The organism is Mycobacterium sp. 141 (genome assembly GCF_000382405.1).
Lineage (GTDB): Bacteria > Actinomycetota > Actinomycetes > Mycobacteriales > Mycobacteriaceae > Mycobacterium.
Genome location: NZ_KB908272.1, coordinates 76,258 through 93,398, shown reverse-complemented (window position 1 = coordinate 93,398; position 17,141 = coordinate 76,258). Strand labels below are relative to the sequence as shown.

Annotated in this window: 13 protein-coding genes and 2 pseudogenes; 12 read left to right on the top strand and 3 right to left on the bottom strand. The window is 64.7% G+C overall.

Annotation, left to right across the window (positions count from 1 at the left end; all coding sequences use genetic code 11):
* From H276_RS0119200 to xerD, 6 genes and pseudogenes are all read left to right on the top strand, one after another.
* Positions 1-451: pseudogene (locus tag H276_RS0119200) on the top strand (DNA repair protein RecN); the annotation flags it as partial.
* Between the two features lie 207 nt (positions 452-658).
* Positions 659-1,843 carry a putative cytokinetic ring protein SteA gene (gene steA / locus H276_RS0119195; protein ID WP_019972909.1) on the top strand — a complete coding sequence of 395 codons (1,185 nt, stop codon included), beginning with the start codon at positions 659-661 and terminating at the stop codon, positions 1,841-1,843.
* 13 nt (positions 1,844-1,856) lie between these two features.
* Complete coding sequence (locus tag H276_RS0119190) at positions 1,857-2,795, top strand: copper transporter (protein WP_019972908.1); 939 nt, start codon at positions 1,857-1,859, stop codon at positions 2,793-2,795.
* A gap of 123 nt (positions 2,796-2,918) precedes the next feature.
* Positions 2,919-4,679, top strand: a complete 1,761-nt coding sequence (locus H276_RS0119185) for a CTP synthase (protein WP_019972907.1) — start codon at positions 2,919-2,921, stop codon at positions 4,677-4,679.
* Positions 4,672-5,292, top strand: a complete 621-nt coding sequence (locus H276_RS0119180; RefSeq protein ID WP_019972906.1) for an NUDIX hydrolase — start codon at positions 4,672-4,674, stop codon at positions 5,290-5,292. The genes H276_RS0119185 and H276_RS0119180 overlap by 8 nt, the downstream gene beginning before the upstream one ends.
* 86 nt (positions 5,293-5,378) lie before the next feature.
* Complete coding sequence (gene xerD, locus H276_RS0119175) at positions 5,379-6,305, top strand: site-specific tyrosine recombinase XerD (protein ID WP_019972905.1); 927 nt, start codon at positions 5,379-5,381, stop codon at positions 6,303-6,305.
* A gap of 4 nt (positions 6,306-6,309) precedes the next feature.
* Here the strand turns inward: xerD and H276_RS0119170 are convergent, their stop codons facing one another.
* From H276_RS0119170 to H276_RS0119160, 3 genes and pseudogenes are all read right to left on the bottom strand, one after another.
* Positions 6,310-7,062: a class I SAM-dependent methyltransferase gene (locus H276_RS0119170; protein WP_036461359.1), complete on the bottom strand. Its 753-nt coding sequence runs from the start codon at positions 7,060-7,062 to the stop codon at positions 6,310-6,312.
* Positions 7,059-7,846: pseudogene (locus tag H276_RS23295) on the bottom strand (FAD-binding oxidoreductase); the annotation flags it as partial. The pseudogene H276_RS23295 and the gene H276_RS0119170, both read right to left, overlap by 4 nt.
* A 90-nt stretch (positions 7,847-7,936) precedes the next feature.
* A complete protein-coding gene (locus tag H276_RS0119160) occupies positions 7,937-9,256 on the bottom strand; it encodes a cytochrome P450 (RefSeq protein WP_019972901.1) in 1,320 nt (439 codons plus the stop codon).
* 1,289 nt (positions 9,257-10,545) lie between these two features.
* On the opposite strand from H276_RS0119160, the gene H276_RS0119155 reads away from it, so the two are divergent.
* Genes H276_RS0119155 through H276_RS0119130 form a run of 6 tightly spaced genes read left to right on the top strand, consistent with a single transcriptional unit; the run spans position 10,546 to position 17,133 of the window.
* Complete coding sequence (locus H276_RS0119155) at positions 10,546-12,306, top strand: thiamine pyrophosphate-binding protein (protein WP_019972900.1); 1,761 nt, start codon at positions 10,546-10,548, stop codon at positions 12,304-12,306.
* Entirely contained in the window at positions 12,287-12,982 is a 696-nt protein-coding gene (locus H276_RS0119150) for a hypothetical protein (RefSeq protein WP_019972899.1), read from the top strand. The genes H276_RS0119155 and H276_RS0119150 overlap by 20 nt, the downstream gene beginning before the upstream one ends.
* Entirely contained in the window at positions 12,979-14,010 is a 1,032-nt protein-coding gene (locus tag H276_RS0119145; protein ID WP_019972898.1) for a 3-oxoacyl-ACP synthase III family protein, read from the top strand. Before H276_RS0119150 ends, H276_RS0119145 begins: the two co-directional genes overlap by 4 nt.
* Positions 14,007-14,276, top strand: a complete 270-nt coding sequence (locus tag H276_RS0119140) for a phosphopantetheine-binding protein (RefSeq protein ID WP_019972897.1) — start codon at positions 14,007-14,009, stop codon at positions 14,274-14,276. Before H276_RS0119145 ends, H276_RS0119140 begins: the two co-directional genes overlap by 4 nt.
* Entirely contained in the window at positions 14,273-16,075 is a 1,803-nt protein-coding gene (locus H276_RS0119135) for a fatty acyl-AMP ligase (RefSeq protein WP_019972896.1), read from the top strand. The genes H276_RS0119140 and H276_RS0119135 overlap by 4 nt, the downstream gene beginning before the upstream one ends.
* Positions 16,072-17,133: a histidinol-phosphate transaminase gene (locus H276_RS0119130; protein WP_019972895.1), complete on the top strand. Its 1,062-nt coding sequence runs from the start codon at positions 16,072-16,074 to the stop codon at positions 17,131-17,133. The genes H276_RS0119135 and H276_RS0119130 overlap by 4 nt, the downstream gene beginning before the upstream one ends.
* Positions 17,134-17,141: the final 8 nt, after the last annotated feature.

Genomic DNA, 17,141 nt, shown 5'->3' with positions numbered 1-17,141 from the left:
CGTCGAGTTCGGCTTCACCGCACACCGCGGCGCCGATGTTCTCCCGCTGACCAAGAGTGCCTCCGGCGGTGAGCTGTCGCGCGTCATGCTCGCCCTCGAGGTGGTGCTGTCCGCCTCAGCCGAGGGCACCACGATGGTGTTCGACGAGGTCGACGCCGGGGTGGGCGGACGTGCTGCAGTGCAGATCGGTCGCCGGTTGGCCCGGCTGGCCCGGACCCATCAGGTCATCGTCGTCACCCACCTGCCGCAGGTTGCGGCATATGCCGACGCTCACCTTGTGCTCGACGCCGGTGACGGCCGCGGCAAGCCCAGTGGTGTGCGGCGCATCGATGACGACGACCGCGTCGCCGAACTGGCCCGGATGCTGGCGGGACTCGGCGAGTCCGACAGCGGCCGCGCCCACGCCAGGGAACTGCTGGAATCCGCGCAGCAGGAGCGTAGCGAGCCGTAGCCGAGTGCGCCCAGAGGTCCAGGCAGGCTGGTTTGAACGGTGCGCAGCAGATGGCGATCTGCGGCAACCGCGCGAAGGTTTGCATTTCATCACACGAAGCGATTGAGAATATCTGATCTGTTACGTATGTGACTGGAGCTCACTTATGAGGCTGGTGTTACGGCGCGCCTCCTCGGATTGGCGGTGGATCCCCGACAGAATCGGCCCATGAAGATGTCAGCGCTGCTTGCCCGCAATGCCAGCTCGCGCCCGGGGATTACGGGAACTGCTCGGGTAGACCGCGACATCGACAGATTGCTGCGACGTGTCGGAGCCGGGGACATCGTCGTCCTCGACGTCCAGGATCTCGACCGGATTACCGCCGATGCACTGGTCGAGGCCGAAGTCGCGGGGGTCGTCAACGCGTCCCCCTCCATCTCGGGTCGCTACCCCAACCTCGGCCCGGAGGTGCTGGTCGCCAACGGCGTGATCCTCATCGACGAGGCCGGCCCCGAGATCTTCAAGAAGGTCAAGGACGGCTCGCGGGTGCGGTTGCACAACGGCGGCGTCTACGCCGGAGACCGGCGCATCGCGCTGGGTACCGAGCGCACCGACCACGAGATCCACGACCTCATGCACGAGGCCAAGAGCGGGTTGGTGGCACATCTCGAGGCGTTCGCGGGGAACACGATCGAGTTCATCCGCAGTGAGAGCCCGTTGCTCATCGACGGTATCGGGATCCCCGACGTCGACGTCGACTTGCACCGCAGGCACGTGGTGATCGTCGCAGAGGAAGCCGACGCGGCCGCCGATCTCAAGGCTCTCAAGCCGTTCATCAAGGAGTACCAGCCGGTCCTCGTCGGCGTCGGAGTCGGCGCCGACGTGCTGCGCAAGGCCGGCTACCGGCCTGCGCTCATCGTCGGCGACCCGGACAAATTGAGTGTCGAGGTGCTGCGCAGCGGCGCCCAGGTGGTGCTGCCCGCCGACGCCGATGGCCACGCCGCCGGACTTGAGCGCATCCAGGATCTCGGGATCGGTGCGATGACGTTCCCGGCTGCCGGGTCAGCTACCGACCTCGCGTTGCTGCTCTGCGACCACCACGGGGCATCGCTGATCGTCACCGCCGGCCACACCGCCAACATCGAGGAGTTCTTCGACCGCTCGCGCCAGGCCAGCAACCCGTCGACCTTCCTGACCCGGCTCAAGGTGGGGGAGAAGCTGGTCGACGCGAAGGCGGTGGCAACTCTCTATCGCAGCCGGGTGTCCGGCGGAGCCATTGCGCTGCTGGTGCTGGCCATGCTGGTCGCCGTCATCGTCGCGCTGTGGGTGTCGCGGACCGACGCCGCGGTGCTCGACTGGGTGGTCAACTACTGGCACCAACTCACCGCCTGGGTGCAGAGCCTGATCAATTAGCGATGGTTGAGTTGTGATTTCACTACGCGCACATGCGATCTCGTTGGCGGCAGTGTTCCTCGCGCTGGCCATCGGGGTGGCGCTCGGGTCCGGGTTGCTGTCCAACACGGTGTTGTCCGGATTGCGTGATGACAAACAGCAACTCCAGCATCAGATCGACTCGCTCACCGAAGACAAGAACGCCCTCAACCAGAAGCTCAACGCTGCAGGGGAATTCGATACGCTACTGGCCCCGCGGATGGTGCGTGACGCGCTCAAGGACAAATCTGTGGTGGTGTTTCGTACGCCGGACGCCGCCGATGGCGATGTCGACGCGATTGCGCGCATCATCGGACAAGCCGGCGGCACCGCCACCGGCGAGGTATCGCTGACGAGCGAGTTCGTCGAGGCCAACTCCGCCGACAAGCTGCTGTCAGTAGTCAACTCGCCGATCGTGCCTGCCGGCAAACAGCTCAACACCGCTGCTCTCGACCAGGGCTCGCAGGCGGGCGACCTGCTCGGCATGACGCTGCTGATCGACAAGAACCCGACGGTTCCGCCGGTCGACGACACTCAGCGAAACACCGTGCTGACCGCGCTCCGCGACACCGGGTTCCTGAGCTACAACGGGCATATCGGCGCGGCCAACACCGCGGTGATCGTGACGGGCGGCGCACTGGGTGACGACGGCGGCAACCGGGGCGCCACTGTGGCGCGGTTGGCCGCCGGTCTGGCCCCGCACGGGTCCGGGGTGGTTCTGGTCGGCCGGGACGGATCGGCATCCGGTACGGGTCCGGTTGCCGTGGTCAGGTCCGACGACGGCCTGGCCGGTGCGGTCAGCACCGTCGACGACGCCGACAGCAGTGCCGGTCAGATCACCAGCGTGCTGGCTCTCGGAGAACTCGCGGCCGGAGGCAAGCCGGGACAATATGGCACCGGCCGTGGTGCGTCGTCGGTCACCGTGCCGCAGTAGTGCTGACTGCTCCGCGGCGCGTCAGCGACCACTTGTCGGTGACAGTGTTAGGGTGAGATTCCGTGGGTCGGCAGGCCCCAGGCCAGTTCGGCGATCCCCTGCCCGTCGTCACGGAGGTTGCTTTTGCCCGCCTTACGCAAGCACCCGCACACCACCACCAAGCATCTCTTCGTCACCGGTGGTGTGGTGTCGTCACTCGGAAAAGGTCTGACCGCGTCCAGCCTCGGTCAGCTGCTGACCGCGCGGGGACTGCAGGTGACCATGCAGAAGCTCGACCCATACCTCAACGTCGACCCGGGCACCATGAACCCGTTCCAACACGGTGAGGTCTTCGTCACGGAGGACGGCGCCGAAACTGATCTCGACGTCGGCCACTACGAGCGGTTCCTGGACCGTGACCTGTCCGGCTCGGCCAATGTGACCACGGGCCAGGTCTATTCGACGGTCATCGCGAAGGAACGCCGCGGTGAGTATCTCGGTGACACGGTGCAGGTGATCCCGCACATCACCGACGAGATCAAGAACCGCATCCTGGACATGGCAGAGCCCGACGCGCACGGGCACCGGCCCGACGTGGTGATCACCGAAATCGGCGGCACGGTCGGCGATATCGAATCGCAGCCTTTTCTGGAGGCGGCCCGCCAGGTCCGCCACGACGTGGGTCGCGAGAACGTCTTCTTCCTGCATGTGTCGCTGGTTCCTTACCTCGCACCATCGGGCGAACTGAAAACCAAGCCCACCCAGCATTCGGTGGCCGCCCTGCGCAGCATCGGTATCACTCCCGACGCGCTGATCCTGCGCTGTGACCGCGACGTCCCCGAGCCGCTGAAGAACAAGATCGCGCTGATGTGCGATGTCGACGTCGACGGCGTGATCTCCACGCCCGACGCCCCGTCGATCTACGACATCCCCAAGGTGCTGCACCGCGAGGAACTGGACGCGTATGTGGTGCGCAGGCTGAATCTGCCCTTCCGCGACGTCGACTGGACGGAATGGGACGACCTGCTACGTCGCGTTCATGACCCGCAGGAAACCGTGCGGATCGCCTTGGTGGGCAAGTACATCGACCTTTCCGACGCTTATCTGTCGGTTGCCGAGGCACTGCGCGCCGGCGGCTTCAAGCACCGCGCCAAGGTGGAGATGCGGTGGGTTGCCTCCGATGACTGCGAGACCGAGAGCGGCGCCGCTGCGGCCTTGTCCGACGTCCACGGAGTGCTGATCCCCGGAGGATTCGGTATCCGCGGTATCGAAGGCAAGATCGGCGCCATCAGCTATGCCCGCAAGCGGCGGCTACCGGTGCTGGGACTGTGTCTCGGACTGCAATGCATCGTGATTGAGGCCGCGCGGACCGTCGGCATCACCGGTGCGAACTCCGCCGAGTTCGATCCGGCCACGCCCGACCCGGTGATCTCCACGATGGCCGACCAGCAGGAGGCGGTGTCCGGCGAGGCCGACCTCGGCGGCACCATGCGCCTCGGCGCGTACCCGGCGGTCCTGCAGCCCGGATCGGTGGTGGCACAGGCCTACGGTGCCACCGAGGTGTCCGAGCGCCACCGCCACCGGTACGAGGTTAACAACGCTTACCGGGACCGGATCGCTCAGAGTGGCCTGCGGTTCTCTGGTACATCTCCCGACGGCCACCTGGTCGAGTTCGTCGAGTACGCCCCCGAGATTCATCCGTTCCTGGTCGGCACCCAGGCGCACCCGGAACTCAAGAGCAGGCCCACCCGGCCGCACCCGTTGTTCGCGGCGTTCATCGGTGCGGCGCTGACCTACAAGGCCGAGGAACGGCTGCCCGGCATGGACCTGCCTGAGTCGTACAACGACGAGGGTGACCCGGAGTCCTTGAATCACTCCCTGGAGACATCGGAAATCCGTGGCTGAACACGACTTCAACACGCTCGCAAGCGAAACCGTTTACGTCGGAAAGATTTTCGCTCTGCGTGCCGATGAGGTCAGCATGCCCGGGGGCAAGTCGGCCCGGCGTGAGATCGTCGAGCACTACGGAGCGGCTGCCGTTGTCGCCCTCGATGACGACGACAACGTGGTGCTCGTGTACCAGTACCGGCACCCGCTTGGCCGGCGGCTGTGGGAGCTGCCCGCCGGACTGCTGGACGTGGGCGGCGAGCCGCCCGAGGTCACGGCGGCTCGCGAGCTCAAAGAGGAAGTCGGACTGGCCGCCGCGCACTGGCGCACGCTCGTCGATCTGGACTCCACGCCCGGGTTCTCCGACGAGAGCGTGCGAATCTTCCTGGCCACGGGGCTGACCGAAGTCGGCCGGCCCGATGCGCACGACGAGGAAGCCGACATGCGCGTCGAACGGGTTCCGTTGGCTCAGGCGGTATCCCGGGTCTTCTCCGGCGAGATCGTGAATTCGATTGCAATAGCCGGGATTCTGGCCGCGCACGCGATGCCCGATGTGGACTCGCTGCGCCCGGTCGACGCACCCTGGACTGATCGACCAACGGCATTCCGGCGCCGCAAAGGCCTGCAGTGACTTTATCGTCGCCTCTTCGCGCAAGCGGCTCATCGGGGTCTTCTGCTCTTCGCGCAAGCGGCTCATCGGCTGCCGGACCGTCCGCGTTGGAGACCCAGATACAGGGCTACCTCGACCATTTGACCATCGAACGAGGTGTTGCGGCCAACACATTGAGCTCCTACCGGCGCGATCTGCGCCGGTACACCGAGCACTTGACCCAGCACGGCATCGACGATCTGGCCAACGTGGCCGAGACTGACGTCAGCGATTTCCTGGTCGCGCTGCGCCGCGGTGATCCCGATGCCGGCGTGACCGCGCTCTCGGCGGTATCCGCGGCCAGGGCGGTGGTCGCGGTCCGCGGCCTGCACCGGTTCGCCGCCGCGGAAGGGCTGACCGAACTCGACGTCGCTCGGGCAGTCCGGCCGCCCACCCCGAGCCGCCGGTTGCCCAAGAGCCTGACGCTCGACGAGGTGCTGGCGCTGCTGGAGGCCGCCGGGGGTGAGAGTGAGGCAGACGGCCCGTTGACGCTGCGCAACCGCGCACTGCTGGAGCTGCTGTACTCGACCGGGGCCCGCATATCCGAAGCGGTCGGGCTCGCCGTCGACGACATCGACACCCACGCCCGGTCGGTGCTGTTGCACGGCAAGGGCGGCAAGCAGCGGCTCGTCCCGATCGGCCGTCCGGCGGTCAGCGCACTCGACGCCTATCTGGTACGCGGACGGCCCGATCTGGCTCGCCGCGGCCGTGGCACCCCGGCTATCTTCCTCAACGCCCGCGGCGGCCGGCTTTCCCGGCAGAGTGCGTGGCAGGTACTGCAGGATGCGGCCGCGCGCGCCGGGATCACCTCGGCGGTGTCGCCCCACACACTGCGGCACTCATTCGCGACACACTTGATCGAAGGCGGTGCCGACGTGCGTGTCGTACAGGAACTGCTGGGGCACGCTTCGGTGACCACCACGCAGATCTACACCATGGTCACCGTGCATACCCTGCGCGAGGTGTGGGCCGGGGCGCATCCGCGCGCCCGCTAGCTGGTCAACCGCCCAGGTATTCCGATTCCAGCATCACATCGCGCAGCAGAGTCTGATACTCGCCGTGGGTCTTGTGCTCCACGGTGTTCCAGTGCGTGCCCTGTTCAGCGCGCATGTAGGCCAGATAGTCGGGTGCCCCGGGAAGTCTGACATTGTCGGCGACGACGATCGTCCCGCGGTGCAGCCAGCCTCGGTCCAACACGCTGTGAAGATCGGCCAAGTAGGCGCTCTTGTTGTGGTCGAGGAATATGAAATCGACTGTTCCCGTTGTGAATTCGTATTGTTCAAGGGTGTCGAGGGTGAGCCCGCCGTCACCGATTGTCCCCACCACACAGGTGATCCGGTCGGCCAGCCCGGCGTGAGCCCATATGCTGCGCGCGATCTCGGCGTTCGCGGCGGCCAGTTCGATCGAGAACACCCGCGCCGTCGGCGCCGCTCGAGCGATCCGCAGCGCGCCGTAGCCGCAATAGGTGCCCAGTTCCAGTGCAAGCCGTGGGTGTGCGCGGGCCACCGCAGCATCGAGCAGCGCGCCCTTCTCGTCGCCTACGTTGATCAGGAACGACTCCTGGTAGGCGAATCTGTCGATCGTGGCGATCACGTCATCCGGGTCACCGCGGCGGGCATTGGCCATGACGTACTTGGCTGCGGCCGCTTCACGCCCGTCGCCGACCTGTCCGGTGGCCATGATATTGCGCTGGCGTAACGCCATGCGCCAGAAGGAAGTTCGGAAAAATGGAGCGTGGCGCTGCCAGCTCACGGGCGGTCCATCCAGCTGTTGAACAGCCCGTCGGGATCGTATTTGGTGCGCAGTACGTCGAGCCGGGCCATGTTCTCATCGGTGGCGAACCGGGCGGGCCGCCGGCCCAGGTTCTCATCAGCGAGGCCGACTCCGGTGGCCAGGTGTGCCATGGCCGCCATGTTGTCGCGGGGCCAGTCGCGGTATCGGTCGTCGTCGGCCGGGTCGGGCCACACAGCGTAGAGCGCCATGTTGATCTCGTCCTCCAACCCGTAGAACAGCTCCTCCCGCGCGGGCGACGGGCTCCAGTCGTACATCAGGAAATGTGACGGCGGTGGCGGCATGGTCTCGACGATACGGTCAATGCCCGGTAGCAGGTCCTCAGCCGACGCTGATGTCCACATGTTGTCGGCGACATAGCGGTGCCCCGTCGGGTAGTTGCTCATGACCGCGCCATACCAGCCGGTCAGATCGGTGGTGGTGTAGGGGATTTTGACGATCGCCCGATCGACGGCCGGACAGCTGGACAGGATCGACAGGGCGGCCTCGGCTTCGGTATCGGCGAAGGCGGGGGAGGCCACCACGATAGATGTACAGGCAGCTGCCGCAGACCGCCGGTCGTGGGTGCAGCTGGGAGGTGAAAGGCCGTCACCACAGCGAAGAATCCGGGACCGGAACCGCGCGCGGCCCAGAACAAGTCGGAATTTTCGTCGGCGTCGCAATACATCCGCTGGCCGTCGGCGGTGACGACCTCTACGCCGATGCCGCTCTCACATGCGGGCCCGACCGGCAGATACCCACCCAGACGGCGCGCCGCGCGGCCTCGTAGCCATCAGCGCCTCGACGGAACTGCCGTGCGTCTGTTGACATTTGACCTCCAGGACCGACGGCGGACTCAGTGGCGATCGATGACGTCGAGGGTGACCTCGCGTGCGGGAGCCATGGCAATTCCCCGCGCTGCGCTGCGTGGCGCGGGGCGCGCGCGGTCCCGCGCCGGCATCCGCAGCTCCAAGGTCTTCATGATCGTCGCGATGACGATGGCAAGCTCCGAATTCGCGAACGCCGCGCCGATGCACCGACGGTAGCCGCCACCGAACGGTGCGAACTGGAACGGTGAGATTTTGGAGTCCATGAATCGCTCCGGGCGGAACTGCTCCGGGTCGGTCCAGATTGCCGGATTGAAATGCAGCGCGTACAAGGCGATTCCCACGACCTGACCACTCGTGCACGCGACACCGCCGATGGTCATGGGGCTGGTCAGGCGACGTAGTACGACGGGAACGGGCGGATGCATGCGCAGTGTCTCTTTGATGACCGCGCCGAGGTAGGGCAGCGCGATCATCTCCGACGGGGTCTGGGCCTGGACCACCTCATCGGCGACCCGCTGCCGGACCGCGTCGTCGCGGTAGATGTGATACAGCGTCCACACCATCGAGGTGGCGGTCGTCTCGTGACCAGCGGCGAGCAGTGTTCTGAGCTGATCGTGAATGGCCTGGCCGTTGCGACCCTGACCGCTTTCGTCGGTCGCCGACAGCAGAATGTCGAGCATGTCGGAGTCGGCGAGGCTGCTGCTTGTCCGGGTGTCCATGTCATCCGAGAGCAGCCGGTCGAGATCGTCGCGCAGCCGCAACAGTCGCGCCCACGGGCCGTAGCCGCCGAGTCCGCGCCGCAACGCGGGAAGCAGCATCAGTGGCGCAGTGTTGGCGCGCATCAGGGCGGTGATCGCCTGGGTGTACATGGCGCGCCGGTCGGGCTCGGCGACGCTGAACACCACCCGGATGGCGATGTGCAGGGTGACTTTAACGGCCAGCCGGCGCACGGCGATCGAGTCCCCGGGCCGTACGGTTTGGATCTCCTCGTGGGTCGCCGAGCAGATGATGTCGCTGTACTTCTTGACCCGTTCCCCGTGGAAGGCCGGCATCAACAGACCGCGTTCACGATGGTGCTGTTCACCGGACAGCAAGATCAAAGATCCGGGCCCGACAACCGGTTCGATCGGATTCGGCGTGGGTGCCTCAGACTGTGCAGCAGGCATGGTCAGGATGTCGCGGGCGGCGTCGGCGGTTCCGAAGAACATGACCTCGCCGAGGCCGGGGAAGCTCAGTTCGATTGGGCTGTCCCTGGCGGCATGTCGGTGGAAGAACCTGACCGGGTCGACCGCGGCAGCAGCCGCGCGGAGGAGCCCAGCGGGTGACTTGATCAACTGAGCCGGCATTGCCGGTGCCTCCCGGAGAAGATTTGGCAACGATGGACACCATTGCGAATCCGTCTCATTCGGGTCGCGTTCGAAAGCTTGGTGTTCTGGTGCTGGCCGATACCCGAATCAGATAGCCGGAATGGACATGCAATTGCGCTAATGTAACAGCGTTTGCTTGCGCAGCCTGACCCGCCTCGGGGCACGAGAGAGTGCGGGATTTGGATCGGCACGGCATTGATCTCACCATGATTCTCGCTGGTAGCGCCCGCCGGTAGAATTGCTTCGGGGGTACGGAGGCGATCTTCGGCCTGAGGGCGGTGGGTGTGAGCGAAGGTATCCGGGCGTAAGGTATCCGGTCGTTGTGTGGGCACAGCTCTCGTCAGACTATGGATCGACTCGATGGAATTCGCGGTATTTACCGCATATTCCATGAGTTCAATTTCCGGGGAAATGTCCATTACGGCTAATTTGCATTGTTTTGTCAAGTTTATCGAAGTTGACATTTTAAATAGTGCAATTGTGCGGCAAAAAGCTGGGCCAGATAAATGCACCATTTGTTTTGGCATTTCCCCCCGGCCTCCCTGTGGTATTGCCCGATCGGGCAACGGCGGTGATTTGCGAGATACAAGGATGGCACACGTATACCACGTCGAGCAATCGTCAAGTCAGCAAACGATGCCCTGGGACGCTGACCAGTTCGCCGGGGTTGTCAACGGCGTCCCGGTGGCTGCGTATGTTACTTCGCCCAGTTTGCGCGAGCGTGTCGTGTCGGGTGTGCGGGACGGTGGCTCTCGTGCTGTGCGAGGGCTCGATGATGCGGGAAATAAATTTGACTTCGCACAGAAATCACTGGAAACAACCTGTACACGGCGGTGTGGCTCGAATTGGGTGAAGCGCCTTGCGGGTGGTATATGAGGCTTCGATACTGGTCGGAGCGTTTTGGTGAGATTCGGTGCGACGTTGCGAGAGTGGACATCTTTCAACATTTGCAGATGCAAACAGATGAGCTTATGTGGCGCCACGGGCCCGTGATAGCGCACGTCTGAAGTTGCCGCCGCCCTCGCCGTGCGTGTCGCTGCGTAATATTGCTACTATCGGGTAAACGACCTGCTCGCCTGAACCCCTCGCCAGTCCCCTGAGTGGCTCGGTAAAGATCAGGTACTTGCACGCGAAAAGATCGGAATGCCCGCCCTGTGTTTTCTCTTATCTACGTCCGGATAGCGTTGTATGTTGTTGCTCTCAGCGCTGTTGTGAACGGGGATCACAACTATCGTCGTTGTTTCACATCGCTGATCCGAGGGTGAAATATGGCAGCTACAGCAAGGGACGTATCTGAACGCCCGACCTCGTACCGTGTCGTCGATCATATCGTCGACTATCTGGCCGCCGGCGGGGTGACCCATATGTTCGGTGTGGACGGCGCCAACATCGAAGACTTGTACGACGCCGCGTACTTCCGTGACGGTATCACCGCCGTACTCGCAAAACATGAGTTCTCCGCCGCGACCATGGCCGACGGATACAGTCGCAGCGGCGCGGGCCTCGGCGTCGTCATGGCGACCTCTGGCGGAGGATGCCTGAATCTGGTACCCGGGTTGGGCGAATCGCTTGCGAGCAGAGTTCCGGTCTTGGCTCTGATCGGCCAGACGCCCACGACGCTCGACGGCCGGGGCAGCTTCCAGGACACCAGCGGCCGCGCGGGTTCGCTGGATGCCGAGGCGCTGTTCGGAGCGGTGTCGGTGAGCTGTGAACGTGTGCTGCGACCCAGCGACATCGTCACCGCACTGCCACGTGCGATCGCCGCGGCGCGCACCGGCGGTCCGGCCGTCCTACTTTTGCCTAAAGACATCCAGCAGCAGAGCGTGGGGCTCGGTGGACCGATCCTGCACAACGGTCAGGGGTTTGGCCAGAAGCAGGTGGGCGATCCACACCCGCTCGTCCGGGCGCTACGCCGTGCCAACGGGCCCATCACGATCATCGCCGGAGAGCAGGTCGCCCGAGACGACGCCCGCGCCGAACTCGAGCAGTTGCGCGCGGTGCTGCGGGCACGCGTCGCCTGTGTTCCCGACGCCAAGGACGTCGCGGGGATCCCCGGGCTGGGATCGTCGTCGGCATTGGGTGTCACCGGGGTGATCGGGCATCCCGGAGCGGTCGACGCGGTCGCTGGCAGCGCCGTGTGTCTGCTGGTCGGCACCCGCATGCCGGTGATGGCCCGGACCGGGCTCGACGCCGTGCTCGGCACCACGCACACACTGTCGATAGGTTCGGCGCCACCGTATCTACCCTGCACCCACGTGCACACCGAGGATCTGCAGGCCTCCCTGTCGCGGTTGACCCGCGCGCTGACCGGCCATGGCAGGCCACTGGGTGTTCGGGTGCCAGACGTCGTGCCGCAGACCGAGCTTGCCCCACCGTCGTGCTCTGACGGCGGCGTGCGCTACCGGGACGCGATGCTCGCCCTCGACCAGGCGCTGCCCGACGAGGTGAACATCGTCGTCGATGCCGGCAACACGGGCGCCTCGGCAGTCCACTATCTGCCGGTACGGCGGGGCGGACGGTTCATCGTCGCCTTGGGAATGGGCGGGATGGGCTACAGCTTCGGTGCGGGGATCGGGATGGCGTTCGCCCGGCGCGGGCGCACGGTGATCATCGCCGGCGACGGATCCTTCTACATGCACGGGTTGGAGCTGCACACCGCCATCCAGTACCGGTTGCCGGTGACAGTGGTGTTGTTCAACAACAACGCCCATGCGATGTGCGTGACCCGTGAGCAGCTCTACTACGACGACGCATACAGCTACAACCGGTTCTCGCCCAGCCGACTCGGTGCCGGGTTGGCGGCGATGTTCCCGGGTCTGGCCTCGATCGATGTCACCACGATCGATCGACTGCCCACTGCGCTCGACGAGGCACTCAGGACCGACGGCCCATCGGTCGTGAGTATCGAATGTTCTGCGGACGAGATACCACCGTTCGCACCGTTTCTCTCGGCGATCGGCACGGCCGCTGTCGAGAACAGTCACACAACAGAACAGGAGGGTACGGTCAATGTCCCTGCCAGCGCTTGACGACATCGCCGCCCATTCCGGCAGCTCTGACCCCATTGAGGGGGTCCATCGGATCGAGACGTCGCCGCGGGAGAAGGCGACGCCGATCATCCTGGAGATGATGCACTCGGTTTATCCGCACGATGAGGTATTCGGCGAGTACTGCACCGTCAACGACTACATCGATTGCCCCCCCGACGAACTGTACGAATACCTGGCCGACACCCGCAGTCTGGAGGAATGGACTTACAGCCTGCGCGGTTTCAAGGAAACCGATGAGCCCGGTTTGTGGCAGGCGTGGGACAAATTGGGTTCGGAGACCGAAATTTACACCAGGACCGTGGCCAATCCCCAGGCGCGCACGGTTGACTACCACTGCGCATGGGATCAAGGCAAGCATCTCTGGATGATCTATCTGATGCGGGTCGTCGACGCGCAGTTGGTGTTCAACAAGCCGGGATCGGTTGTGCTGTGGACCAATTGCCACCATCCGTTCTATGACCACAATGCCTATCCGGAGACAGCGCCGCCGAACCGCCCGGTGTGGGTCGGTGACTTCTGGGACATGTTCGGCGCCGGTCATCTGCTGGAAATGCGCAATCTCAAGGCCATCGCCGAGTACCGGCACCACAATGGACTGCCCATCACCCCCGATTGGATGCGAGAAACCAACGAAGCAAGCGTGGGTCGAGGATGAAGGACACTCGCAATCCGGCGGTCAGCCTGCTTGACGTCGCCACTTATCTACCGGAGAACCGAGTGCCGGCACAGTGGTACACCGACCACTCGGAAACCGACTCACTGCGCGACAACCCCATGTTCGCGCCGCCCGAGTACCGGCATCATTCGACACTCGACGAGTCCAACGTCGACATGATCGAGCGGGCGGTCGCAGGGCTGACGGCCAGGCACGGGCGTGGGCTGCTCGATGAGGTCGACATCCTGCTGACGCATTCGCAGATGCCCGATCTGCCGATCGTCGGAGCCGGCGGTGAGACGGCAGCGCGCCTCGGCATCAAACCCAAGTGGATCCTCGACGTGCACAACGGCGGCTGCGCAGCCTTTGTGTACATGCTCAGCCTCGCGCGCCAACTGCTGTGGTCCGGTGCGGGCCGTACCGCGCTGATCGCCGCCTCGGTGAACGCCGCGGGCAAGATCTTCGAGCAGGATCAGGTTCGCAAGTTGGCACAGGCGTCGGTACCCGGTGATGGGGCCGCGGTGGGACTGGTCACGCTGTCCGACCAGTCTCCAGTGCTGGACATCGAATGCCGGTTTTTCGGTGAGAACGCGGTCGACATGACCCTCGACACCGATCCGCCACGGAAGTGGTGGGAGGCCGGCCCCGGACAGGGCTACGTCGGTTTCAGCGAGGCCAAGATCATGAAGGTGCTCTCGCGCGGCAACCGTCAGGTGCCTCAGGTGGTCAAGGCGGTGTGCGAGCGGATCGGGGTGAAATCGAACGACCTCGACCTGTTGGTGACCAACCAGCCCAATCGGCTGTTGCTACGCAACTGGGACGAAGCGCTCGAGCTGCCCCGCGAACGGCACCACGACACCTTCGGTCAGTGCGGCAATCTCTTTGCGGTCGGCATACCGGCCAACTTGGAGGCTGCGATCAACGACGGTCAGGTCAAGACCGGCGATGTGGTGATGATGGCGGGATTCGCCCACGCGGGGGACTTCGCGGGTGCCGCCGCAATTCAATGGGGTGGGAGGCCGCAATGACATCTCCGACAGGACAGGTACCGAGTCTGGCTGCTGTCACCGACGACATCATCGCCATGATCTCGGCCGAGATGCCGATCCCGAGTCTCAGCGCGGAATCCTCGCTGCTGGACGGTGGACTCGACTCATTACGGGTGATGTCGCTCGTCCTCCGGATCGAGAACCGCTGGGAGATCGACTTGGACGCCGACGACGCCGATGAGTTGCGGACCGTCGGTGACCTCGGCCGGCTCGTGCTGCGGCGCATCGTGGAGAAGCAGTCATGAAGGGCCCCGACGCCATCGTCCCGAAGTACGAAACGCTCCCCGCTGCTCTCGCGGCCGCGGCGCGCACGGATCTGAGCTTGTTCTTCGTGAACACCCGCGAAGAAGACCAGGAAGTCACCAAGGCGCAGATCCACGAGCGTGCGCTGTCAATCTCCGCGGATCTTATGAAACGTGGTGTGCGCAAAGGGGATCGCGTTGCGCTCGTGTTGCCGACCTGCCCGGAGTTCGTGGAGAGCTTCTTCGGGATACTGTGCGCGGGGGCCATTCCGGTGCCGCTGTACCCGCCCGTGCGGCTGGGCAAGATGGACGAATACCACCAGAAGACCACGGCCATGTTGCAGTCCGCCGACGTGGCACTGGTGGTGACCGACGAGCGTATCCGTCGCTTTCTCGGCGTCCCGGTGGAGGCTGCAGCGCCACGGTTGGGCTGTGTGATCGCGTCGGATCTGGGTGGGGAGGACTCTGACCAGGTCGACGTAGCTCCCGACGACATCGCCTTGATCCAGTTCTCTTCGGGCACAACGCACGACCCCAAACCCGTGGCGCTGACCCACCGCAACCTGTTGTCCAATCTCGCCTCGATCGACAGCCGCCTCCAGGAGGAGGGCACTGTCAATCCAGTGGGTGTGTCCTGGTTGCCGCTGTATCACGACATGGGGTTGATCGGGAATCTGTTGTCGGCGTTCTATGTCGAGGGTGCGCTGGTATTGCTGCCGCCCGAGTTGTTCGTTGCGACGCCGGCCGCGTGGTTGCGGGCCATCTCCCGGTACCGCGGCACCTACTCGGCAGCACCCAACTTCGCATTCAACCTGTGTGTGAATCGGATCAAAGACGAGGAGTTGGACGGGGTCGACCTGTCCTCGTGGAGCGTGTGCTTCAACGGTGCGGAATCCGTCGTCGCCGCGGTGCAGCGCCGATTCGCTGAGCGGTTCGCGCCGTGGGGTTTCGATCCGTCAGCGCTGACGCCCTGCTACGGGATGGCCGAGGCATCACTCGCACTGACGTTCAAGCCGTCCAAGACCCAGTTCAGAACTTACGGCGTGGAAGGTGACACCCTGGCCTACTCGGGCCGGGTGGTGCCGGGACGCAAAGAACTGGTGAGTGTGGGCCAGCCCCTGGCCGGTGTCGAGATCGAGATCCGCGACGAGCTTTCCCAGACGTTGGATCCCGATAAGGTCGGAAGCATCTTTGTCCGCGGTCCCAGTGTGATGGTCGGCTACTTCGGCCGCCCTGATCTCACCGATCAGGCCTTGCACGACGGCTGGCTTGAGACCGGTGACCTTGGCTTCGTCCACGATGGCGAGTTGTTCGTCTGTGGCCGTGCCAAGGACACTGTGATCATCCGGGGTGCGAACCACGCGCCGCAGGATTTCGAGGCGGCGCTCGACGGGCTGCCCGGCGTGCGCACCGGATGTGCGGTAGCGGTCGGCTTTGTTCCTGCCGGCGAGGAAGAGGAAGCGCTGGCGCTGCTGGTGGAAACCACTTCCGACGCACCGGCCAGCCTGGCGAGCGACGTCTCGAAGCGAGTGTGGGAACGCACCGGGATTCTGGCGGCTCATGTTGAGCTGCTCGCCCCGGGCACGCTTCCGCGGACCTCCAGCGGAAAGTTGCGCCGGCGGGAATCGCGCAATCAATGGCTGGCCGGCACACTAGTGGCGCCCAAGAAGGTCTCCACCATGCGGTTGATGTGGTATGCGGCCAAGGGGCAGGTTTCGCTTGCCAAGGCCGCCTATACCCGTCTTGCCCCAAACAAACGACCGGATGACCGTGCTGTTCGCGCGGGCGGGAGGGAATCATGACTATCGTCGCCGAATCTCGGCCGCTGCCGCGCATCACGGAACTGCCGCTGAACGCTGACATCGGTGCGCTGCCCATGGCGGTGGATCCGATGGCGTTGTCGCTCAACGAGAATCCATTCCCGCCCCTGCCTGCGGTACGGTCCGCGCTGATCGAATCCATCGATGCCGCCAACCGGTATCCGGAGTTCCTGCCCGAGCGGTTGCGGCACCTCATAGCTGGCCATATCGGAATCTCCGATGAGCAGGTCATCCTCGGACCCGGGGCAACCGGCGTCATGCTGCAGGTGCTGCACGCCATCACCGACCCTGGGGACCGGATCGTCTTCGCGGATCCGACGTTCGAGGGGTACGCGATCGTCTCGGCCATGGTGCGGATCTCACCGATCAAGGTGCCGCTGAACAGCCTTGGCGGCCACGACCTGGATGCGATGGCCGACGCCGCATCCGATGCGAAGGTGGTGGCCATCTGCCGGCCGCACAATCCCACGGGCACAGTGGAGTCAGCGGCAGATCTGGAAGCCTTCCTGGCCCGTATTCCCAGCGACACCGTGGTACTCATCGACGAGGCGTATGCGGAATTCGTCGGAGCGGCCGACCGCATCGACTCGGTCGATCTCGTGCATCGGTTCCCCAACGTCGTGGTGATCCGGACCTTCTCAAAGGCGTATGGGCTCGCGGGCCTGCGCATCGGGTACGCATTCGGATCTCGTGGACTGGCCGCCAAACTGTGGGCGATGCAGTTGCCATTCGGGATGAGCACCACGAGCCTGGTTGCGGTTGCAGCGTCCTACCGGGCGGAATCGCAACTGCTACAACGGATCAGGTTTCTCACCTCGGAACGCAGGAACCTGCGGGCGGGATTGCGGGCCATGGGCATCGCCAGCACCGAGGCTCATGCCAACTTCATCTACCTACCCGCAAGCGGAGTGCCTTGGCGTGACGTATTCGATGATGCGGGCGTGCGGGTCAAGCACTATCCGGACGGTGGCGTGCGCGTGACCATCGGCGGAAGGTCATCGACTGGGGCGGTCCTGACTGCGCTGCGGAGCAAGCTCTAGGAGGCCGC

What these genes read in the sequence shown, in the direction of transcription:
- H276_RS0119140 (WP_019972897.1), top strand. Translation starts at nt 14,007, where the DNA reads ATGACATCTCCGACAGGACAGGTACCGAGTCTGGCTGCTGTCACCGAC.
- steA (WP_019972909.1), top strand. Translation starts at nt 659, where the DNA reads ATGAAGATGTCAGCGCTGCTTGCCCGCAATGCCAGCTCGCGCCCGGGG.
- H276_RS0119135 (WP_019972896.1), top strand. Translation starts at nt 14,273, where the DNA reads ATGAAGGGCCCCGACGCCATCGTCCCGAAGTACGAAACGCTCCCCGCT.
- H276_RS0119130 (WP_019972895.1), top strand. Translation starts at nt 16,072, where the DNA reads ATGACTATCGTCGCCGAATCTCGGCCGCTGCCGCGCATCACGGAACTG.
- H276_RS0119145 (WP_019972898.1), top strand. Translation starts at nt 12,979, where the DNA reads ATGAAGGACACTCGCAATCCGGCGGTCAGCCTGCTTGACGTCGCCACT.
- H276_RS0119150 (WP_019972899.1), top strand. Translation starts at nt 12,287, where the DNA reads ATGTCCCTGCCAGCGCTTGACGACATCGCCGCCCATTCCGGCAGCTCT.
- H276_RS0119160 (WP_019972901.1), bottom strand. Translation starts at nt 9,256, where the DNA reads ATGCCGGCTCAGTTGATCAAGTCACCCGCTGGGCTCCTCCGCGCGGCT.
- H276_RS0119155 (WP_019972900.1), top strand. Translation starts at nt 10,546, where the DNA reads ATGGCAGCTACAGCAAGGGACGTATCTGAACGCCCGACCTCGTACCGT.